This is a genomic window from Vulcanococcus sp. DEBay_Sum29NL08_54 (assembly GCF_017859255.1).
Taxonomy (GTDB): domain Bacteria; phylum Cyanobacteriota; class Cyanobacteriia; order PCC-6307; family Cyanobiaceae; genus Vulcanococcus.
This window is the reverse complement of the sequence record NZ_JAFMNJ010000008.1, coordinates 1-17,746: the sequence shown is the minus strand read 5'-3', so window position 1 is coordinate 17,746 and position 17,746 is coordinate 1. Positions and strand designations below refer to the sequence as shown.

The following is a 17,746-nucleotide window of genomic DNA, read 5'->3' as shown; positions in this document are numbered from 1 at the left end:
GATGCAGGCAACAGGCTGGAGCTGGTGGCACCAGTTTCCCCCGGCACTCCGGGAACTGGCCAGTGTTCGATTGGTCGCGAGTTTTGGTGCCGGTGGGATTTTGTATCTCACCCCGATGGTGTTTCACCAGCAGGGCTTCAATGCCGCCTCCATTGGCCTGGGTTTGGCCCTCGCCGCACTGGCTGGCACCGTTGGGCGCTTCATCAGTGGAGCCCTCCTGGATCAGGGCCGCAGTTGCGGGACCCCGGTGCTGATGGCGGCGGCCTGTGGATTTGCCGGTGACGCTCTGCTGCTGCAGGCCAGCAGCATGGGGGGCTACATCGCTGGCCAGGTCTGCATCGGCATGGCCGGCGGCCTCTACTGGCCAGCGGTTGAACTCGCCGTGCCGCAGTGCGCGAGCCCACTGCCGTCGGCGAAGGGCTACGCCCTGGTGCGCAGCAGTGATGCCCTCGGTGTGGCCTCAGGAACCCTCTGCGGTTCGCTGCTCGCGGCCGCCGGGCTGTTGCGCGGGGTCTACTGGATCGACATCGCGGCGGTCCTCGCCCTGGCGGCGCTGCTGTTGCTCAAACCCCTGCCCAAAGCCGCCAAGGCCAGCGAGTACGCGGAGGGGCAACGTCCCCTGCGGCAATGGCTGCCAGCCCTGGTGCCGATGCTTGGCATCTCGGTGGTGGCCACCTCCATCCCAGCGCTGATGCAGAGCGCACTGCCGCTGGATCTGGTCCGCGGCGGCCTGAACCGAGCTGGCCAGACAGAAAGCCTGAGCGCCCTGCTGATCGGTCTGCAACTGGGTCTGCTGGTGTTGATCCAATGGCCCGTTGGCCGAGCCCTGGCCCTGCGGCCAGTGGGGACCGGACTGGGGCTGAGCCTGATCTGCTTCAGCAGCGGGACCCTGCTCCTGGCCGCCTCAGCCCTGAGCCACTCCGGCCTCGTTCTGGTGGTCATCGCCCTCACGATCATCGCCCTGGGCGAAGCCGCCTTCCTACCGACAGCCACGGAGGCGGTGATTGAGCTCAGTCCCCGGGGCCACGGCGGCCTGGCGATGGCCCTCTTCTCTCAGTGCTTCGCGCTCAGTGCCTTCGCCGCACCGCTGCTGGCGGGGGTTTTGCTGGATGGCCATGGCCATGGCGTGGGCCTGTGGTTCGCGACAGCGGCGATCTGTGCGCTGAGCTTGCTGCTGGTCAGACCGGTGCAGAACCGCTCGAAGCGGCGGGTGGGTTAAGAGGCCTTGTCTTTGGCGTTCTTTGCAGCCCAGGCCTCGTGGGGCAGGGGCTCGGTTCCGTACTCCCAATCGTCGTAATCGGGATCGTTGCGGATCTGCTTATGCAGCTCCTTCTGGCGATCGAAATCGTGGGCCTGACGGTCGTCACCGGTGGTTTCAGGGGAGGGCTGAGCCGTCATGGCAGACCTGGAGCTGACGCCATTGTGGAACAGCTACTTGGATTTGGAAGGCAAGAGCCGCAACCAAGCCCAGAAAAGCAATCCCACCGGAAGGATGGCGAGCAGCAGCAACGTCAGAACAAAGCGCAGTTCCTCGTCCACCAGATCAGGAGCCATTTCCGCGAGACTGATCGTGCCCGATCACCCATGGACCTGATGCATCAGCTCTGGCTGCTGGTTCCCTGGGGAGTCTTCGCCCTGGCCGCGGGGGTCAAGTTCTGGCGACTCACCCAGCCCTTCCGCCGGCAGCTCGCCGAGCCCAGCACCGAGCAGGTCCGTGCCTCCCTAGAACGCAGCTGGAACAGTCGCTGAGGGGCGCTGGCCAGAGCAGGCCAAGCAGCCGCCGTTGATGCGATAGGGAGCCAGGTGATCTCGCAGGCAGCGCGTGCCACGAAAAAACAGCACCTGACCCTGCTCGCGGGCATGGGCATCGGTCAGGGGTAAGGCGAGCCAGCTCTCTGGGACAAGGCCCTTGAGCGCCTGGCGGTTGGCCAGAGCCTCACGACGCCGTTGCCGCTCCTCACGGTCGTTCTTCTCGCAGACCGCCTCGACTTGAAGTTCACGGGAGCAGGCCGCACAGGCCTGAACTGTGGGCTTCTTGCGCGCGAGGTTGTGGGAGAGCTTGTCGCTCGGCACCTCGCGCTCCTGACCGCAGCTGCAGCGACACCACCAGTAGGCATTGCCCGCCTTGGAGCGCTTCTCTGACGCGCGTACAACGGTGAGCTGGCCATACACCTCACCAATGCGATTGCGCGGCTTGGAAGGCATTCACCCCAATGAACTCTGCTAAAAACCCTACGGAGGGAATTGCAGAAAACAAAGAAGCGATGACGCGACGCAACAGCGCATTGATTCGACTGCTGCTCTCGGCCCTCTGGATCTTGCTCTGGGTGTTTGCCTTCTTGAGCCTCACCAGAGTGTTGCTCTGGGGCTTGAGTTGGTATTTCATCCGAGCCGCCATCGCCATCGGCTTGGCGTACTACCTGATCGATCGCCTACGGCGCCTGCGTCAGGTCCAGCACCTACGCGCCCTGACTTTCCGGGCCTGGCTGGAGGAGGACTAGCTCCCAACCGTGGCCCTTGAGCTTGTGATTCATCCACGGCTGGTCATTCCAGCGGCGGATTTGACCTGGTCCTTTCGCCGCAGCGCTGGCCCGGGCGGACAAAACGTCAACAAGCTGGAAACGGCTGTCGAGCTCAGTTTTGACATCGAAGCCTGCTCAGTTCTTGGACCATTTCAGAAACAACGACTGCAGGCACGGCTGCCGCAGTTGAAAGGCTCGAGCGTGCTCAGCATTCAGGCCTCCGAGCACCGTTCCCAGTACAAAAACCGCTGCCTCGCCCTTGAAAAGATGGCCGCGGTGTTGCGCGAGGCCCTGAAGCCAGACCCCAAACCACGCCGCGCCACCAAGCCCTCGAAAGCAGCCACTCGCCGGCGTCTGGACAGTAAAAAAATGCGAGGTGATGTCAAACGCAACCGGCAACATCGGCCGCGCCTGGATGACTGATCTCGCTAGACGTAGCGCCCCGGGTATTCCCCCGGATGGTCAATGCGGGTCACCCTCACACCTGCTGCCGTTTGCCCCGAGAAGCGCAGGATGTCACTGCCAGAGACCTCAAAGCCCAGGTCCTGGGCCAGGCGGGCGACATCGTCGGCCGTCATCGCCTCCTCCAGCGCTTGCCGCAGTGCTGGCTCAGCCTGAACCCGCACAAAAAACTGCTGCAACTGCTGGAAAGACAACGTGCTCCATCCTCAGGAGGCCAGGCTAAAAGCTGTCGGCTTGAGCACAGCCGCCGGTGGCCTAGAGCGCAACGGAATCCAGTCAGAACAGGCACTCTGAGGGGCGCGAAGCCATCTCGGCCTGAATGGAAGCCACCCTCCCCGTGGTCATCACCCCGGATCACGAGACCCGCGCGCTGTGGCCGGAATGGCCGGAGAGCACCTTCACCATTCCCGCTCGAACTCTCCAGAACGATGGGCTGAGTTGGGATGAGCTGCTGGGGCAGCGCTGAAGACTCCAAACTGGTGCGACTGCGCCTCCGTCGCCCCATGCCAGGCCCCACCGCCGTCAGCGCGAAAGACAAAAACGAGTGGGCAAACTTTGTCGTTCAGGAAGTGGTGAGCTTCCTTGGTGCGCGCAAAGAAGAGATCTACGCCAACTACGCCGCGCAAAGCGAGGGCAAGCTCAGCCGGGAGACCATCGAAGAGGCCGGGCTGATGGATTTTGAAATTGCCCTGACCTATCTGCAGGACCGCAGCTCAGGCCTGGGCCGCGGTTTTCTTGGGATGAATCTGATTCGCTAACGGCTCGACTTACACGTTGAAGAGGAACTCCATCACGTCGCCTTCCTCAACGACGTATTCCTTGCCTTCAGCGCGCAGCCAACCTTTATTACGGGCTTCAGAGAGTGAACCCGCTTCAAGCAACTGCTTGTAGCCAATGGTCTGGGCCCGAATAAAGCCGCGCTCGAAGTCGGTGTGAATCACACCAGCGGCCTGGGGAGCGGTCATGCCGGCTTTGATCGTCCAAGCACGGGTTTCCTTTTCACCCGTCGTGAAATAGGTGCGCAGGCCCAGCAGGCTGTAGGTGGCCCGGATCAGGCTCTGCAGACCACCCTCTTCAACGCCCAGTCCTTCCAGGAATTCAGCACGGTCCTCTTCAGGCAGCTCAATCAGTTCCGCCTCCACCTGCGCGGAGATGCGCACGGTTCCTGCGCCCTCTTTCTCCGCCAAGACCGCGACTTCCTCGCAGTAGGCATTGCCACTGGAGAGGTCGTCTTCGCTGACGTTGGTGGCGTAGATGATTGGCTTGGCCGTCAGCAAGCCCAGGGGCTTGATCATCGCGGCCTCTTCCTCTGTGAGGCTGACGCTGCGGGCGGCACCGCCCTGCTCCAGCACCGCCTGGATGCGCTCAAGCGCCTCGTCTTCCGCCTGGGCTTCTTTGCTGGTGCGCGCTTGCTTTTTCAGACGCTCGCGGCGTTTCTCCACTTGGGACAGGTCCGCCAGGCCCAGCTCCAGGTTGATCACCTCGGCATCGCGGGCCGGTCCAACCGACCCACTCACGTGGATCACGTCGTCGTCCTCGAAGCAACGCACGACGTGGACGATGGCGTCCACCTCCCGGATGTTGGCCAGAAATTTGTTGCCCAGTCCTTCCCCTTGGCTGGCGCCCTTCACCAGGCCGGCGATATCGACAAACTCCACCCGCGTCGGGATCAGTTCCTTGCTCTTGCTCAGATCCGAGAGCTGCTGCAGGCGGGGATCAGGAACCGCCACCACACCGGAGTTCGGCTCAATCGTGCAAAAGGGATAGTTGGCGGCTTCGGCTTGAGCATTGGCCACCAAGGCGTTGAACAGGGTCGACTTGCCCACATTGGGCAGCCCCACGATTCCGGCTTTAAGCATCGATGGAATCTACGGTTTGCCCTCGATGGCGGTGATCCCTCCCTGACCGAACCCCCGCCCGCTGCCCGCCACCAGGAAGACTGGGGTGACACCGGGAGCCAGGCAGGTCAACGCGATGCTCCAAGACCGTCGTCGAAAACAACCTGTTGCGACCTGGCTGCAAGGCAACACCTTGAGCCTCAAGAGACTGGCGGCTGATCGCCCCTGGCTGGCCCGTCGTCGCTTCTGGGCCGCCGCCCTCGCCGGGACCGTTTTGATTGCCGGTGGAGCAACGGCGCTCAACCTCAGCCGCAGCGCCAAGCAAGCCCGCAGCCTCAACACTTACACCTCCGTCGCCGAGGAAGGCTCCCTGCCGGGCCTGATCACGGCCAGTGGCGAACTGGAGGCCTTCCGCCTGGTCAACGTCAGCCCCAAACGCCAAGGGGTACTCAAGACCCTTTATGTGGAAGAGGGCGACAGCGTCAAAGCCGGCCAGGCCCTGGCCCTGATGGATGGGGGTGACCTTCAGGACCGGCTCGAGGAGCTCTCCGCCCAACTGCAATCGGCCAAAGCCCAACAGGCGCGTAGCCAGAGCGAACTGCAACGCCGGGAAAACCTGGTGCGCAACGGCGCCATTAGCCAGGACAACTACAACAGCGCCAAGGCGGCCTACCTCGTCGACCGCGCCGCCGTCGAGGCTGCCCAACAGCGGCTGGAGCAGCGCGAGATGGAGCGCAGTGAATTGGTCGTCCGCGCTCCCTTTGCAGGAACCATCACCGCGCGGTTTGCCGACCCTGGGGCCTACGTGACGCCCACCACCTCGGCCTCCGCCTCCGCCGGTGCCAGCAGCTCCTCCATCGTCGAGTTAGCCCAGGGCCTCGAGGCCGTGGCCAAGGTGCCAGAAAGCGACATCGGCCGGATCAAGCTCGGACAAACCGGCTCGGTGCGCGTCGATGCCTTCCCGGACCGTCGCTTCAAGGCCCAGGTCCGTCAGATCGCTCCGCGCGCGGCCAAGCTCAACAACGTCACCTCCTTTGAGGTCACCCTGAAGTTCGTCGAGCCGGCGCCTGAACTGCGCATCGGCATGACCGCCGACATCGACTTCAATACCGGGAACCTCCCCCCGCGGACGCTGGTGCCGACGGTGGCGGTCGTGACCGAGCGGGGTAAGCCTGGGGTGCTGCTGGTGGGCCCGGGCAACCAGCCCAAGTTCCAAGCCGTGACCCTCGGAGCCAGCAGCGGCCGCAACACCCAAATCCTTGACGGCATCAAGCCCGGGACACGGGTCTTTATCGACCTGCCCCCCTGGGCAAAGCGCAAAGGCGATTCGAACTAAACCTGCGCCTCAGCCGCCGCATGGCGGCGCTCGTTGAGGAAGCTGCGGCAGGCCTCCAGGATGCGCGTGCTGGCCTGGCCATCCCCGAAGGGGTTGTGCGCCCTGGACATCTCTTCGTAGGCCTCGGCGTCATCCAGCAGCAGCGAAGCCTCCCGGAGAATGTCAGCGGAATCCGTGCCGATCAGCTTGGCGGTGCCGGCATCCACGGCCTCGGGCCGCTCGGTGGTGCGCCGCAGCACCAGGACCGGCTTACCCAGGGCCGGAGCCTCCTCCTGCAGTCCACCGGAGTCCGTCAACAGAAGCGTCGCGCCGCGCATCGCCGCCACCAGACGGTCGTAGTCCAGGGGTTCGGTCAAGAACGCCCGGGGGTGATCGCCCAGGAGTGCCTGCAGGGGCTCCCGCACCGTTGGGTTGCGATGCAGCGGCAGCAGCAGCGCCGTATCGGGGTAGCGCTCCAGCACCGCCAAAAAGCCCTTGCCGATCTCCTGGAGCCGCTCGCCCCAGTTCTCCCTGCGGTGGACCGTCGCCAGGATCACCCGCTGCTTCTCAAAGTCCAACCCCGGCAGCTCAAACGGGGGAGCTTTTTTCGCCATCAACAACAGCGCATCAATCACCGTGTTTCCGGTGGTGATGGTTTGGCCCACCACCCCAGAGGCCGCAAGGTTGCGGGCCGAGACGTGGGTCGGAGCAAAGTGCAGCAAGGCCACCTGGGAGATCAGACGGCGGTTGGCCTCCTCGGGGTAGGGATCAAAAATGTTGTCGGTGCGCAGGCCCGCTTCCACGTGGCCCACAGGGATTTGCTCGTAGAACGCCGCCAAAGCGGAAGCAAAGGCCGTCGTGGTGTCCCCCTGCACCAAGACCAAGTCAGGGGGGAACTGCTCAAACTCAGCCTTCAAGCCCTGCAGCGCCGCGCAGGTGATGTGGGTCAGGGTTTGCTTGGGGGCCATCAAGGCCAGGTCGTGGTCGGCCTGCAGGTCAAACAGGTCCATCACCTGGGTCACCATCTCCCGGTGCTGACCGGTCAGCACCACCCGGGTGTTGAAGTCATCGGACTGCTGGAAGGCCTGGATCACCGGAGCGAGCTTGATCGCCTCCGGACGGGTTCCCAACACGATGCAGACGTTGTGGGGAGCGCTCACTCAGGTGCCGTTGGCAGACCTCTGGATCCTAAAGATGGCGGGCAAAAAAGCTGCCCCTGATCGGATTTGCAGCAACAGTGACGGCAGCGCGCCTGCGGGCCAGTGAGCAACAGTTCGCCCTTCCCCATCGGGCTGTTCCCAGAGCAGGCAACGGCAGCAGCAGAAAGCCCGACTAAGCCACTGGATGGAGCCCTCCAAGGGCAGCAACCCAGCTCACTCGAAGGCATCGTCAAACTTGCTGCGGAGCAGGGCTTCTCCGATGTCCACCTTGGGGTGGGCGAGGAACCCCGCTACCGCGACCGCGGCGAGATGCTGCGCACGGGCTGGCCCGTCACCGATGCCGCGGGCTTCCAGCACTGGCTCAGGGAAATGCTGAGCCCCGCTCAGATCGATACCTTCCAGCGGGACAAGGAATTTGATGGCTCCCACGCCTTCCCCTTTGTCAGGGTCCGCATCAACCTCCTGGACTCCCTGCGGGGACCCGCGATGGTGCTGCGGCTGATTCCGCAAACCATCGCCAGCCTTGAGGAGCTCCAGCTCCCCCCAGTGCTGCAGGAGCTGGCCTCCAAACCCAAGGGCCTGGTGCTGATCACAGGTCCCACCGGGTCAGGCAAGAGCACAACCCTCGCCGCGATGATCGATTGGATCAATCGCAACCGGGCCTGTCACATCCTCACGATTGAGGACCCGGTGGAATTTGTGCACCGCAGCCAGCAGTCCTTGATTCGCCACCGCGAAGTCGGGCAGCACACCAAGCACTTTCCCAGTGCCCTCAGGGCTGCCCTCAGGGAAGACCCCGACGTGATCCTGATTGGGGAAATTCGCGACGGAGAGACCCTGACCACTGCCCTTGAGGCATCCCAGACCGGTCACCTGGTCTTCGGCACCCTGCACACCAATTCGGCCGTCAAAACCGTCGAGCGGGTTCTGGGGATGGTTCCGCCCCAGGACCAAGGCAGCCTGCGGCGCTCCCTGGCGGAAAGTCTGCTCGGGGTGGTCGCCCAAGGGCTGATCAAAACGAGCGACGGCAAACGGGCCGCCTTTCACGACATCTTGATCAACACCGACGCCTGCAAGGACTACCTCGAGCGCGGTGAGCTTGAAGAGATCGAATCGATCATGGCCCGCAGCGGCTTTGATGGCATGCAAACCGCCAATCAGGCCCTGATCGCCTTGGTGGAAGGGGGAAGGACTTCAGCCGAGGCGGCCCTCGCCCAAAGCCTCAAGCCCAACGAACTTGGCCAGGCCCTGCGGGGCAAGGACTAGACCTTGCCGGCGAGGCGGGCAATCAGCAAGACACTCAAGCCAACGGAGAGGCCCACCATCGCCATGCGGCCGTTCCAGATTTCAGCCTGAGGCGTAAAGCCGCGCTTCCACTGGTTCAGCTCCTCAGGAGCCGCTTCAACAACCTGGTCTGGGGTAGGGGCGGAGTCTGCAGTGGCCATCGCCTCTGCCTTCAAACTCCAAGCAGCCTACGGAAATCAGAAGGGCGCCTGGGGTTCATAAAGAACCGGAGCCTGCTCCAGGGGCAGCCTGGGCGTCACAGCCAGCTCAATCGAGCTTTGTGCGCCAGCACGGAAGCGCTGTTCGGCCGCCACACCGATCATTGCGGCGTTATCGGTGCAGTAGGCCAGGGGCGCTACCCGCCACTCGAGCGCAAGCGCCTGGCAACGCTCCTCCAGCCGCGCGCGCAAACGATGGTTTGCCGCCACTCCGCCCACCATGACGATGGTCTTCAGTCCCTGATCGCGGGCGCAGCGGGTCGTGCGCTCGACCAGGACGTCGGCGACCACCTGCTCAAAGCTCGCCGCCACATCCGCCAAGGGAAACGGCTCGCCGCCGGCGGCTTCCTCGGCCCGCAGTTGATTGACCAGCCGCAGAACCGCCGTCTTGAGACCGCTGAAGCTGAAGTCGTAGGGATGGAAGCCCCCTTCGGGCCGTGACACCCGGCCCTTAGGAAGGCTGAAACGCGTGGAATCGCCACTGGCGGCGGCGGCCTGAACGGCCGGGCCTCCCGGATAGCCCAGGCCCAATAGACGGGCGACCTTGTCAAAGGCCTCACCGGCGGCGTCATCGCGACTGCGAGCAAGACGCGTGTAGTCACCGGGACCATCCACACGGATCATCTCGGTGTGCCCACCGCTGACCAGCAGCACCAAATAGGGTCCCGGCGGCAGGGGATCTCCCAGCTGGACCGAGCAGAGGTGCCCCTCCAGGTGATGGACCCCCAGAAACGGTTTTCCGTGAAGGCGAGCCAGGCTCCGCCCGGTCACCGATCCGATCAACAGCGCACCGACCAACCCCGGGGCCGCGGTCGCCGCGATGGCATCGAGCTCCTGGTAACTGACGCCGCTCTGCGCCATCACCTGTTCAATCAGATGGGGCAGCGCCTCCACATGGCGTCTGGAGGCGATTTCCGGAACGACGCCACCCCAACGGGCGTGCTCCTCCATTTGCGTTGCAACCGCGCTCGCGAGCACCGTTTGATTACACACAACGGCTGCGGCTGACTCGTCACAACTTGTTTCGAGGGCCAGCAGCGTGGGCATTAGGTCTGGAGAGCTCTCTTACTGTCCGTAAGTGACATCCTGCCGTGCAGCAGCTGGACCTGACGATGCGCCGCCTTTTTGCAGTTCTCATTTCTGCCCTGCTGATCTTCGGCTTCGCCCCCGTGGCGAAAGCTGATGTTGCAGGCCTGACCCCCTGCGCTGAAAGCGCACGCTTCCAATCCCGGGCCGCCGCCGCCTCCACCCCCCAGGCCAAGGCGCGCTTCGAGATGTACAGCCAGGCCTCCTGCGGCGCTGATGGCCTGCCCCACCTGATCGTGGATGGTCGCCTCAGCCACGCTGGTGACTTCATCATCCCCGGCATCGCCTTCCTCTACATCGCTGGTTGCATCGGCTGGGCCGGTCGCAACTACCTGATGGCCATCCGTGGCAGCAAGGACGCCGCCATGAAGGAAATCCAGATCGACCTGTCTCTGGCCTTCAAGAGCACCCTGGCCGCAGCCACTTGGCCCATCGCTGCCTTCGCTGAACTCAGCGGCGGCAAGCTGACCGAATCCGACGACAAGATCACCGTCTCCCCCCGCTGATCGCGGCGGGTTATCTCCACTCTTTCAACGTCATTCCGATGAAAAAGTTCCTGACCACCGCCCCGGTCTTCGCCGCGATCTGGTTCACCGTCACCGCTGGCATCCTGATCGAATTCAACCGCTTCTTCCCCGATCTCCTCTTCCACCCGATGTGATCGGCAGTTGCCATTGAAAAAGGCCCCAATCGGGGCCTTTTTTATTGCCCAGCGCCCCTAGCCAAGCCCCATCAACTGCTCCAGCTGCTGCAAGGCCACCGTCAGATCGCCATTGACGATCACCGCGTCGAATTCGGACTCGGCCTGCAGCTCCACCCGGGCTCGCTCAAGCCGCCGAACAATGGCCTCCTCGCTATCGGTGCCCCGTCCGCGAATGCGGCGCTCAAGCTCCTCAAAGGAGGGGGGCTTGATGAAGATCTGGAAACCGCTGGGGAAGCTGCGGCGCACCTGACGCGCCCCTTCCAACTCGATCTCCAGCAGGACCGGCCGGCCCGCTTGAAGCTGAGCCTCCACGGGCTCACGGGGGGTGCCGTAGCAGTTACCGGCGAACTCGGCCCACTCGAGCAAGCCCCCTTGGGAGACCTTGGCGTCGAAATCAGCCCGGTTCAAAAAGAAATAGCTCGTGCCCTCCACCTCACCGCTGCGGGGGGAGCGGGTGGTCGCTGAAATCGAAAGCCAGATCTCGGGATGACGCTCCAGCAGGGCAGTCACCAAGGTCCCCTTGCCGACTCCACTGGGGCCCGTGATCAGAAACAACCGGCCGCTGGAGGAGGGCTCTTCCGCCATTGGGACTCAACCATGGCCCTGCAGAGTAAGAGTGCCTCCGCAGCGAATCGGCGCAGACCATGGCCGCCCAGTCCCTCCAGGCCATGGACCTCACCAGCCTTCGTGCGGTGTTGGCGGAACTACGGCCGCAACTGGTGCCCAGCCGCTTTGAGAAAGCCCAACAGGCCGACGGGCAGACCCTTCACCTGGGGTTCCGCACGCTGGAGCGGCGGCTCTGGCTCGAGCTCAGCTGGCTGGCCGAAGCACCGCGCCTGCTGGAGATCCCGCCTCCCCCCAAGCAGGGGGATGGCAGCACCCTGGCGCAACAGCTCCAGCACGGACTGAGCGGGCTGGCGCTCACCGGCCTCCAACAAGACGGTTGGGAGCGGGTGGTGGAACTGGACTTCGCCACCAGGCCGGGGGAGCCGGCCCAGCGGAGCCTGGTCCTGGAGTTAATGGGCCGCCACAGCAATGTCTTCCTGCTGGATCAAGACCGCAGGGTCGTGGCCGTGGCCCGGCAGGTCCGCGATAACCAGTCCCGCCTAAGGCCGATCAGCACCGGCGATCTCTACAGCGCCCCACCGCCCATGGGCGGTCGCTGCCCCAGCCGCAGCGAGAGCTTTGAGCACTGGAAAAGCGAACTGCAACTGCTGCCGCTGCCGCTAAAACGCGCCCTGCCCAGCGCCTATCAAGGCATCAGCCCAGCGCTCGCGCGCCAATTGGTCGCGGGACTCGGCGATGACCTACTCGATCAACCCGCACAGGGCCTCAGCCCGGTGACCTGGGACCAGCTCTGGCAGCGCTGGCAGCTCTGGCTCGAGGCCCTGGAGGAGGAACGTTTCGTATTCCGCCTGGACGAGGGCGGGGGGTATTGCTGTTGGAGCAGCGAGCGCGCACCAGAGCAGCCAGACAGCCTCAACGCCCAGCTGGCGAGCTATCACCGCGATCGCTTGCAAGCCAGGACCTTTCAACAGCGGCAGCAGGCCCTCAAGCAGCGGCTCGAGCGGGCCTTGGAGCGCGAACGGCAGCAACAGCAGCAACAGCAAGCGCTCCTGGATCAAGTCGGCAACAGCACTGGACTGCAGGAGCAGGCCGACGCCCTGCTCTGCCAAGCCAACCCCAGCCGAGACACGGTGAACGAGGCCCAGAAGCTCTACAAAAAAGCGCGGCGTCTGCGGCGCTCCGTGGCCGCCATCACCCCCCGACTGGCCCAGCACCAGCAGCAACTTGAGCAACTGGAGGCAAGCCTGACCTTCCTGGAGCTCATCCAGCTCGAGTGCCAATGGGACCCCGCCAACGGGCTCCTGCAACTGCAGGCCCTCGAAGAGGACAGCGAGAGGCTCTGGCAACGCCAACCCAGCAACCGCAAGGAACGCAGGCGAGCGCAGGGGGATCCCAGCCCCCTATCCGTCACCAGCCCAAGGGGTCTGACGATCCAAGTTGGCCGCAATCACCGCCAGAACGAATGGATCAGCCTCCAACAGGCCCGCAAGGGGGATCTCTGGTTCCACGCCCAGGAGTGCCCCGGTAGCCATGTGGTGCTGAAGAGTTCAGTCGCCCCTGCGGAGGACAGCGATCTGCAAGCGGCGGCCAGCCTGGCGGCCCACTTCAGCCGTGCCCGCGGCAATCGCCAGGTGGCGGTGGTCATGACCCCCTGTGAGCAGTTGCAGCGGATCCCGGGGGCGGGTCCAGGAACCGTCAGACACCGCGGTGGTGAAGTCCTCTGGGCCGACCCCGACGCCGCTGAGGCACTACTGCGCGGCAAACCCCTTAGCCTCAGTGGGGAGCAACAGTCATGAGCGATCAACCCCAGGGCCCTGACGGTCGCCCCGCTGGAGTCGCGCCGCCGCCTCCCATCAAGATTCCGGCCGCTGAAGTCCAAGAGGACTTCCCCTCCGAGGTGGAGATGACCCTCGTTGGGCACCTCGAGGAGTTGCGCAGCCGAGTCCTGCGCAGCCTGCTTGCGGTGGTCGTTGGCGCGGCCGCGTGTCTGCTGTTTGTCCGGCCGCTGGTGCGCCTGCTTGAGGTACCCGCCCACGGCATTCACTTCCTGCAGCTGGCACCGGGGGAATTCCTACTGGTCTCTTTGAAGGTGGCGGGCTACGCCGGTCTCACCCTGGCCCTGCCCTACGTCCTCTACGAAGGCCTGGCCTTCGTCCTACCCGGCCTGACCCGCAGGGAACAAAAGCTCGTGGCTCCAGCGGTCGCGGGGTCCGCCGTGCTCTTTCTGGCGGGCCTGGCCTTTGCCTGGTGGGCCCTGGTTCCAGCCGCCCTGAACTTCCTCGTGAGTTACGGCGCGGATGTCGTGGAGCCGCTGTGGTCCATCGAGCGCTATCTGGACTTCGTGCTGCTGTTGATGGTGGCCACCGCTTTGGCCTTCCAACTACCCGTGCTGCAGATGCTGCTGGCGGCCCTGGGACTCGTGCGCTCAGAGTCCATGCTCTCGGCCTGGCGTTTTGTGGTGATGGCCTCCGCCCTGGCCGGGGCTGTGCTGACCCCCTCGACGGACCCGATCACGATGCTGCTGCTCAGTGGCGCCATCACGGCGCTCTATCTCGTCGGTGTTGGCTTGGCTCGGGTGGTCCAACGGCCGGCCTAGATCAGAGCAGGAACTCACTCGCCCGCCCCTCAGGAAGCTCCAGGGCCAGGTTCATCGCCTTACCCAGGCGGGGTTTGTCATTGGTGGTGGTGAGCCATTGGCGCACCTGTCCGGCCACACCAAGCCCATTGAGGGTGGCCACAAGCTCGTCGAGCTTGGCGGTGTACTGCTCGGCATCCAGGGGAAAGGATTGCTGCTCGAGGTACGCCCACATCACCTGCAAATAAAGGCGACCGCGCCGGGACGTCAGCTGTAGGTCGTAGGAGGCCTGCCAACGGCCCCGCAGGGTCTCAAGGATCTCCGCAGTGGCCAGGGGAGCGGCAGGTGACTCAGTCACAGCAAGGCAAAGCAAGACGCCCTCGCAACAGCATGTTGCAGGCTTCGGCCACCTGCCTGCAGTTCGGGCCCGTTGCGGGAACGACAAGGTCCATAATGGCCCCCACGTCGATGTGGCTGCAGGCCGCCCCGTATGACCCAAATCCCAGCGAGCGCCTCGAGCGGTGATGTCCCCGGAATGGGTCGCCGGCAGTTCATGAACCTGCTGACCTTCGGTTCGGTGACCGGAGTTGCCCTTGGCGCCCTCTACCCGGTGGCCAACTACTTCATCCCCCCGAAGGCCGCTGGCTCCGGCGGTGGTACGGCCGCCAAGGACGAGCTGGGTAACTCCGTCACCGCCAGTGGCTGGCTGAGCGACCACCGCGAGGGTGATCGCAACCTGGTGCAGGGCCTCAAGGGCGACCCCACCTACCTGATCGTCGAAGGCAGTGATGCCATCGGCAGCTACGGCATTAATGCCATCTGCACCCACCTGGGTTGCGTTGTGCCCTGGAACGCAGCGGCCAACAAGTTCATGTGCCCCTGCCACGGCTCGCAGTACGACAACACCGGCAAGGTGGTGCGCGGCCCTGCCCCCCTCTCCCTGGCCCTTGCACACGTCTCGGTCGAGAACGACAACGTGTTCCTGAGCCAGTGGACCGAAACTGATTTCCGCACCGGCGAGAAGCCCTGGTGGGTCTGATCTCCTCCCCAACCGTTTCCCTCTCGCCCCCACGCCCCATGCGTCGCTCCTTCTCCCTGCTGCTGAGTTCGGTTCTGGTTCTCGGCGCACTCTTCTTTGCTCCTCAGGCCAGCTGGGCTTATCCCTTCTGGGCACAGCAGCAATACGACTACCCCCGGGAAGCCACCGGCAAGCTGGCCTGCGCCAACTGCCACCTGGCGAAGAAGCCCACCCACGTGGAACTGCCCCAAGCGGTCTTCCCCGATGAGGTCTTCAAGGTTGAAGTCGAGATCCCTTACGACACCAGCGTTCAGCAGGTGTCTGGCGATGGCTCTCCCACCGGCCTGAACGTGGGTGCTGTCGTGATGCTTCCCGACGGTTTCAAACTCGCTCCCGCTGATCGTCTGACCGACGAACTCAAGGAAGAGACCGAAGGCGTTTACGTCACCACCTGGGACGAAGAGAACCCCAACATCCTGTTGGTCGGTCCCCTGCCCGGCGATGACCACCAGAAGATCGTCTTCCCGATCCTCTCGCCTGACCCCGCTGCCGATAGCAACATCCACTTCGGCAAGTTCCAGCTGCACGTCGGCGGTAACCGCGGCCGCGGTCAGGTGTACCCCACCGGTGAGAAGAGCAACAACGGCGTCTTCAACGCTTCTGCTGCTGGCACCGTTGAAGCGATCAACGCCGGTGACGCCGGTGCCTCCGTTGTCGTCATCAAGACCGCCGACGGCAACAGCGTGAGCGACACCATCCCCGCTGGCCCCACCGTCACTGCCCAAGTGGGCGATGTGGTCGCCGCTGGTGCAGCCCTGACCAATGACCCCAACGTGGGTGGCTTCGGTCAACTGGATGCTGAGGTCGTTCTGCAGAACCCCGTGCGCATCTACGGCTTGCTGGCCTTCTTCGCCGCCGTGGCTCTTGCCCAGATCATGCTTGTTCTGAAGAAGAAGCAGTTCGAGAAGGTGCAGGCCGCCGAAGGCCTTTGATGCCCTTCGCTGTGTTCACCTCCCCTGGCCCCTTGCTGTTTCAGCTGGGGCCATTTTCTTTGCGTTGGTACGGGCTGCTCATCGCGATTGCGGTGCTCTGCGGACTCGCCCTGGCCACCCGCCTGGGCAAAGAGCGGGGCATCGATTCGACGCTGATCGCCGATCTGCTGCCGCTGCTGGTCCTGGCGGCCGTCGTTGGTGCCCGGATCTACTACGTCACCTTTGAGTGGCGTCAGTACCGCTTCAACTGGCTGGATGCACTGGCCATCTGGCGCGGCGGCATTGCCATCCATGGGGCCCTGATTGGTGGGACCTTGGCGGTGATCCTCTACAGCCGCTGGCGCAAGATCGCCTTCTGGAATCTGCTGGATGTCCTGCTTCCCTCGGTGGCACTGGGCCAGGCCATCGGGCGCTGGGGGAACTTTTTTAATTCCGAGGCCTTCGGTCTTCCCACGGACCTTCCCTGGAAGCTGACCATCCCGTTTTCGAACCGACCGGTTGAATTTCTCGATCAATCGACCTTTCACCCGACCTTTCTCTACGAGTCGATCTGGAACCTGGGCGTCCTGCTGCTGCTGCTCTGGCTGTTTCGGCGGGGGATGGAAGGGCGGATCGCACTGCCTGCTGGCGCCCTGAGCTGCGTCTATCTGATGAGTTACAGCTGCGGTCGCCTTTGGATTGAAGGACTGCGGATTGATCCGCTCTGCCTGATGGGGACACCGCCCTACTGCGCCGGTGGACTGCGCATGGCCCAGCTGATCAGCCTGGTCTTGATCGCGCTGGGTGGCTTGGGCCTCTACTGGCTCTATGGCCGCAAACGCCCCCTACCCGACCCCAGCGGAGTGAAGCCATGAGCACGACCACGGGAAAGGTCTGGATTGTTGGAGCGGGCCCAGGCGCTCCCGATCTGCTGACCCTGCGGGCAGCCAGAACGATTGAACAAGCGGAGGTCCTGATCTGGACCGATTCGCTGGTCAATCCTCAGCTGGCGGCAATGGCGCCCCAGGACTGCGAGCGGATCCGAACCAGCACCCTGACCTTGGAGGAGGTGATGCTGCTGATGCTCGATCGCGTCAAGCAGGGCAAGCGCGTGGTGCGCCTGCATGACGGAGACACTTGCCTCTACAGCGCCCTCAACGAACAGCTCTGCCGCTTGCTCGATGCCGATGTTGCCGTGGAGGTCGTCCCCGGACTCAGTGCTTATCAGGCCACTGCCGCCCGCCTGAACAGCGAGCTCACCATTCCTGGACTGGTGCAGACGATTGTGCTTGGCCGGGCTGGGGGGCGAACCGGCGTGCCAGAGAGCGAGTCCCTGGAGCGGCTGGCATCGCTCAAGGCCTCCCTCTGCCTGTACCTCAGTGCTCGGCACGTCGAGGAGGTGCAGCGTGAACTGCTGCTGCACTATCCAGCGGACACCCCTGTGGCGATTGGCTATCGCGTCAGCTGGCCCGACGAGTGGATCAGCGTTGTCCCCCTGAAGGACATCGATCGGGTCAGCCGCGAGCGCGAGCTGATCCGCACGACCCTCTACGTGGTGAGCCCCGCCCTCGCGGCACCTGGGGGCCCCCGCTCCAAGCTCTATTCAGCGAGCCACAACCACCTCTTCCGCGGCGGCGCTGAGTAAGCCCACCGCGCGGGCCATGATCTAAGCTCTGTCTGCGCGAGCGACGAGCGCACGCGGGCGATTAGCACAGCGGTAGCGCACTTCCTTCACACGGAAGGGGTCACTGGTTCGAATCCAGTATCGCCCACTTGTTTGAACCCCTTGGCCGGGCGCAACAGACTGCGCCCGGCTTTTTTGTGTTTCGGGGCACATGGCCATAAGCCGGGCTGATCACTTCCATCACCAGCCGGCATCGGAAGCGGGCACGGCGAGCGTGAGCAGCGCTTAAAGTTTCATTGCTGGATATGTCCAGCTCTTCATAAACCGCCAGGCGTTCGCGCACGGCACTTCTTTCCCGTACTCATGACGACCACCCTCCAGCAGCGCCAAGGCGCTTCTGCGT

At 64.1% G+C, this 17,746-nt stretch carries 26 protein-coding genes and 1 tRNA gene; 17 read left to right on the top strand and 10 right to left on the bottom strand.

Translation table 11 applies throughout. The features are described 5' to 3' along the window. Position 1 precedes the first annotated feature (1 nt). The gene (locus tag QZ186_RS04440; protein WP_296415987.1) at positions 2 to 1,219 is read left to right on the top strand and encodes an MFS transporter; all 1,218 of its coding nucleotides are present in this window, start codon (positions 2 to 4) and stop codon (positions 1,217 to 1,219) included. Here QZ186_RS04440 and QZ186_RS04435 read toward each other — a convergent pair. Both QZ186_RS04435 and QZ186_RS04430 read right to left on the bottom strand, forming a co-directional pair. Continuing rightward, a complete protein-coding gene (locus QZ186_RS04435; RefSeq protein ID WP_010317955.1) occupies positions 1,216 to 1,398 on the bottom strand; it encodes a hypothetical protein in 183 nt (60 codons plus the stop codon). The genes QZ186_RS04440 and QZ186_RS04435 overlap by 4 nt on opposite strands. A 33-nt stretch (positions 1,399 to 1,431) precedes the next feature. Beyond that, a complete protein-coding gene (locus tag QZ186_RS04430; protein WP_010317956.1) occupies positions 1,432 to 1,554 on the bottom strand; it encodes a hypothetical protein in 123 nt (40 codons plus the stop codon). Between the two features lie 30 nt (positions 1,555 to 1,584). On the opposite strand from QZ186_RS04430, the gene QZ186_RS04425 reads away from it, so the two are divergent. Further along, the gene (locus QZ186_RS04425) at positions 1,585 to 1,749 is read left to right on the top strand and encodes a hypothetical protein (protein WP_010317957.1); all 165 of its coding nucleotides are present in this window, start codon (positions 1,585 to 1,587) and stop codon (positions 1,747 to 1,749) included. Here QZ186_RS04425 and QZ186_RS04420 read toward each other — a convergent pair. Further along, positions 1,723 to 2,205, bottom strand: a complete 483-nt coding sequence (locus tag QZ186_RS04420) for an early protein (E6) (RefSeq protein WP_296415986.1) — start codon at positions 2,203 to 2,205, stop codon at positions 1,723 to 1,725. The genes QZ186_RS04425 and QZ186_RS04420 overlap by 27 nt on opposite strands. A 59-nt stretch (positions 2,206 to 2,264) precedes the next feature. Between QZ186_RS04420 and QZ186_RS04415 the strand changes: the two genes are divergently transcribed. Together QZ186_RS04415 and arfB are read left to right on the top strand one after the other, a co-directional pair. Then, positions 2,265 to 2,501 carry a hypothetical protein gene (locus tag QZ186_RS04415; protein WP_296415985.1) on the top strand — a complete coding sequence of 79 codons (237 nt, stop codon included), beginning with the start codon at positions 2,265 to 2,267 and terminating at the stop codon, positions 2,499 to 2,501. Between the two features lie 9 nt (positions 2,502 to 2,510). Beyond that, on the top strand, positions 2,511 to 2,945 hold the full coding sequence (gene arfB, locus QZ186_RS04410) for an alternative ribosome rescue aminoacyl-tRNA hydrolase ArfB (protein ID WP_296415984.1): 435 nt from the start codon (positions 2,511 to 2,513) through the stop codon (positions 2,943 to 2,945). 5 nt (positions 2,946 to 2,950) lie between these two features. Here the strand turns inward: arfB and QZ186_RS04405 are convergent, their stop codons facing one another. Then, entirely contained in the window at positions 2,951 to 3,163 is a 213-nt protein-coding gene (locus QZ186_RS04405; RefSeq protein ID WP_296415983.1) for a Nif11-like leader peptide family natural product precursor, read from the bottom strand. 140 nt (positions 3,164 to 3,303) lie between these two features. Here QZ186_RS04405 and QZ186_RS04400 point away from each other — a divergent pair, with 140 nt between their 5' ends. After that, positions 3,304 to 3,450, top strand: a complete 147-nt coding sequence (locus QZ186_RS04400; RefSeq protein WP_010317965.1) for a hypothetical protein — start codon at positions 3,304 to 3,306, stop codon at positions 3,448 to 3,450. A gap of 37 nt (positions 3,451 to 3,487) precedes the next feature. Beyond that, positions 3,488 to 3,742: a hypothetical protein gene (locus QZ186_RS04395; protein WP_247479738.1), complete on the top strand. Its 255-nt coding sequence runs from the start codon at positions 3,488 to 3,490 to the stop codon at positions 3,740 to 3,742. A gap of 9 nt (positions 3,743 to 3,751) precedes the next feature. Here the strand turns inward: QZ186_RS04395 and ychF are convergent, their stop codons facing one another. Next, entirely contained in the window at positions 3,752 to 4,843 is a 1,092-nt protein-coding gene (gene ychF, locus QZ186_RS04390) for a redox-regulated ATPase YchF (RefSeq protein WP_296415982.1), read from the bottom strand. A 115-nt stretch (positions 4,844 to 4,958) separates the two neighbouring features. Between ychF and QZ186_RS04385 the strand changes: the two genes are divergently transcribed. Continuing rightward, the gene (locus tag QZ186_RS04385) at positions 4,959 to 6,158 is read left to right on the top strand and encodes an efflux RND transporter periplasmic adaptor subunit (protein ID WP_296415980.1); all 1,200 of its coding nucleotides are present in this window, start codon (positions 4,959 to 4,961) and stop codon (positions 6,156 to 6,158) included. Here QZ186_RS04385 and wecB read toward each other — a convergent pair. Continuing rightward, positions 6,155 to 7,297: a non-hydrolyzing UDP-N-acetylglucosamine 2-epimerase gene (gene wecB, locus QZ186_RS04380; RefSeq protein ID WP_296415978.1), complete on the bottom strand. Its 1,143-nt coding sequence runs from the start codon at positions 7,295 to 7,297 to the stop codon at positions 6,155 to 6,157. The two genes, QZ186_RS04385 and wecB, sit on opposite strands and share 4 nt — an antisense overlap. A gap of 180 nt (positions 7,298 to 7,477) precedes the next feature. Here wecB and QZ186_RS04375 point away from each other — a divergent pair, with 180 nt between their 5' ends. After that, positions 7,478 to 8,563 (top strand): type IV pilus twitching motility protein PilT, encoded by a 1,086-nt coding sequence (locus tag QZ186_RS04375; protein ID WP_296416036.1) that lies wholly within the window; start codon positions 7,478 to 7,480, stop codon positions 8,561 to 8,563. Here QZ186_RS04375 and QZ186_RS04370 read toward each other — a convergent pair. Beyond that, positions 8,560 to 8,742 (bottom strand): high light inducible protein, encoded by a 183-nt coding sequence (locus QZ186_RS04370; protein WP_010317973.1) that lies wholly within the window; start codon positions 8,740 to 8,742, stop codon positions 8,560 to 8,562. The two genes, QZ186_RS04375 and QZ186_RS04370, sit on opposite strands and share 4 nt — an antisense overlap. A gap of 36 nt (positions 8,743 to 8,778) precedes the next feature. Continuing rightward, complete coding sequence (gene tsaD / locus QZ186_RS04365) at positions 8,779 to 9,846, bottom strand: tRNA (adenosine(37)-N6)-threonylcarbamoyltransferase complex transferase subunit TsaD (protein WP_296415975.1); 1,068 nt, start codon at positions 9,844 to 9,846, stop codon at positions 8,779 to 8,781. A gap of 65 nt (positions 9,847 to 9,911) precedes the next feature. On the opposite strand from tsaD, the gene QZ186_RS04360 reads away from it, so the two are divergent. Next, complete coding sequence (locus QZ186_RS04360; RefSeq protein ID WP_010317975.1) at positions 9,912 to 10,391, top strand: photosystem I reaction center subunit III; 480 nt, start codon at positions 9,912 to 9,914, stop codon at positions 10,389 to 10,391. A 38-nt stretch (positions 10,392 to 10,429) separates the two neighbouring features. After that, complete coding sequence (gene psaJ, locus QZ186_RS04355) at positions 10,430 to 10,546, top strand: photosystem I reaction center subunit IX (RefSeq protein WP_010317976.1); 117 nt, start codon at positions 10,430 to 10,432, stop codon at positions 10,544 to 10,546. Positions 10,547 to 10,603: 57 nt separating this feature from the next. On the opposite strand, the gene gmk is transcribed toward psaJ, so the two are convergent. Then, positions 10,604 to 11,173, bottom strand: coding sequence for a guanylate kinase (gene gmk, locus QZ186_RS04350; RefSeq protein ID WP_296415973.1), 570 nt, complete (start codon positions 11,171 to 11,173; stop codon positions 10,604 to 10,606). Positions 11,174 to 11,232: 59 nt separating this feature from the next. Here gmk and QZ186_RS04345 point away from each other — a divergent pair, with 59 nt between their 5' ends. After that, entirely contained in the window at positions 11,233 to 12,951 is a 1,719-nt protein-coding gene (locus QZ186_RS04345) for an NFACT RNA binding domain-containing protein (protein WP_296415971.1), read from the top strand. Further along, positions 12,948 to 13,751 (top strand): twin-arginine translocase subunit TatC, encoded by an 804-nt coding sequence (gene tatC, locus QZ186_RS04340; protein WP_247479227.1) that lies wholly within the window; start codon positions 12,948 to 12,950, stop codon positions 13,749 to 13,751. The genes QZ186_RS04345 and tatC overlap by 4 nt, the downstream gene beginning before the upstream one ends. A gap of 1 nt (position 13,752) precedes the next feature. Here the strand turns inward: tatC and QZ186_RS04335 are convergent, their stop codons facing one another. Beyond that, positions 13,753 to 14,088 carry a DUF3067 family protein gene (locus QZ186_RS04335; RefSeq protein WP_247479229.1) on the bottom strand — a complete coding sequence of 112 codons (336 nt, stop codon included), beginning with the start codon at positions 14,086 to 14,088 and terminating at the stop codon, positions 13,753 to 13,755. Between the two features lie 132 nt (positions 14,089 to 14,220). On the opposite strand from QZ186_RS04335, the gene petC reads away from it, so the two are divergent. The 5 genes from petC to QZ186_RS04310 all read left to right on the top strand — a co-directional run bounded on the left by petC (position 14,221) and on the right by QZ186_RS04310 (position 17,491). Beyond that, positions 14,221 to 14,769, top strand: coding sequence for a cytochrome b6-f complex iron-sulfur subunit (petC, locus tag QZ186_RS04330; protein WP_010317981.1), 549 nt, complete (start codon positions 14,221 to 14,223; stop codon positions 14,767 to 14,769). Between the two features lie 38 nt (positions 14,770 to 14,807). Next, entirely contained in the window at positions 14,808 to 15,740 is a 933-nt protein-coding gene (gene petA / locus QZ186_RS04325) for a cytochrome f (RefSeq protein WP_247479742.1), read from the top strand. Positions 15,741 to 15,751: 11 nt separating this feature from the next. After that, positions 15,752 to 16,594, top strand: a complete 843-nt coding sequence (gene lgt, locus QZ186_RS04320) for a prolipoprotein diacylglyceryl transferase (RefSeq protein ID WP_296416035.1) — start codon at positions 15,752 to 15,754, stop codon at positions 16,592 to 16,594. Continuing rightward, positions 16,591 to 17,364: a precorrin-4 C(11)-methyltransferase gene (gene cobM, locus QZ186_RS04315; RefSeq protein WP_247479231.1), complete on the top strand. Its 774-nt coding sequence runs from the start codon at positions 16,591 to 16,593 to the stop codon at positions 17,362 to 17,364. The genes lgt and cobM overlap by 4 nt, the downstream gene beginning before the upstream one ends. Positions 17,365 to 17,419: 55 nt before the next feature. Further along, positions 17,420 to 17,491, top strand: a tRNA-Val gene (locus QZ186_RS04310). Positions 17,492 to 17,746: the final 255 nt, after the last annotated feature.

Coding starts and splice junctions, on each gene's coding strand:
- QZ186_RS04430 (WP_010317956.1), bottom strand. CDS start 1,554: ATGGCTCCTGATCTGGTGGACGAGGAACTGCGCTTTGTTCTGACGTTG.
- tatC (WP_247479227.1), top strand. CDS start 12,948: ATGAGCGATCAACCCCAGGGCCCTGACGGTCGCCCCGCTGGAGTCGCG.
- ychF (WP_296415982.1), bottom strand. CDS start 4,843: ATGCTTAAAGCCGGAATCGTGGGGCTGCCCAATGTGGGCAAGTCGACC.
- gmk (WP_296415973.1), bottom strand. CDS start 11,173: ATGGCGGAAGAGCCCTCCTCCAGCGGCCGGTTGTTTCTGATCACGGGC.
- petC (WP_010317981.1), top strand. CDS start 14,221: ATGACCCAAATCCCAGCGAGCGCCTCGAGCGGTGATGTCCCCGGAATG.
- QZ186_RS04435 (WP_010317955.1), bottom strand. CDS start 1,398: ATGACGGCTCAGCCCTCCCCTGAAACCACCGGTGACGACCGTCAGGCC.
- QZ186_RS04415 (WP_296415985.1), top strand. CDS start 2,265: ATGACGCGACGCAACAGCGCATTGATTCGACTGCTGCTCTCGGCCCTC.
- petA (WP_247479742.1), top strand. CDS start 14,808: ATGCGTCGCTCCTTCTCCCTGCTGCTGAGTTCGGTTCTGGTTCTCGGC.
- QZ186_RS04420 (WP_296415986.1), bottom strand. CDS start 2,205: ATGCCTTCCAAGCCGCGCAATCGCATTGGTGAGGTGTATGGCCAGCTC.
- psaJ (WP_010317976.1), top strand. CDS start 10,430: ATGAAAAAGTTCCTGACCACCGCCCCGGTCTTCGCCGCGATCTGGTTC.
- cobM (WP_247479231.1), top strand. CDS start 16,591: ATGAGCACGACCACGGGAAAGGTCTGGATTGTTGGAGCGGGCCCAGGC.
- QZ186_RS04440 (WP_296415987.1), top strand. CDS start 2: ATGCAGGCAACAGGCTGGAGCTGGTGGCACCAGTTTCCCCCGGCACTC.
- QZ186_RS04400 (WP_010317965.1), top strand. CDS start 3,304: ATGGAAGCCACCCTCCCCGTGGTCATCACCCCGGATCACGAGACCCGC.
- QZ186_RS04345 (WP_296415971.1), top strand. CDS start 11,233: ATGGCCGCCCAGTCCCTCCAGGCCATGGACCTCACCAGCCTTCGTGCG.
- tsaD (WP_296415975.1), bottom strand. CDS start 9,846: ATGCCCACGCTGCTGGCCCTCGAAACAAGTTGTGACGAGTCAGCCGCA.
- QZ186_RS04425 (WP_010317957.1), top strand. CDS start 1,585: ATGGACCTGATGCATCAGCTCTGGCTGCTGGTTCCCTGGGGAGTCTTC.
- QZ186_RS04360 (WP_010317975.1), top strand. CDS start 9,912: ATGCGCCGCCTTTTTGCAGTTCTCATTTCTGCCCTGCTGATCTTCGGC.
- QZ186_RS04395 (WP_247479738.1), top strand. CDS start 3,488: ATGCCAGGCCCCACCGCCGTCAGCGCGAAAGACAAAAACGAGTGGGCA.
- QZ186_RS04385 (WP_296415980.1), top strand. CDS start 4,959: ATGCTCCAAGACCGTCGTCGAAAACAACCTGTTGCGACCTGGCTGCAA.
- QZ186_RS04370 (WP_010317973.1), bottom strand. CDS start 8,742: ATGGCCACTGCAGACTCCGCCCCTACCCCAGACCAGGTTGTTGAAGCG.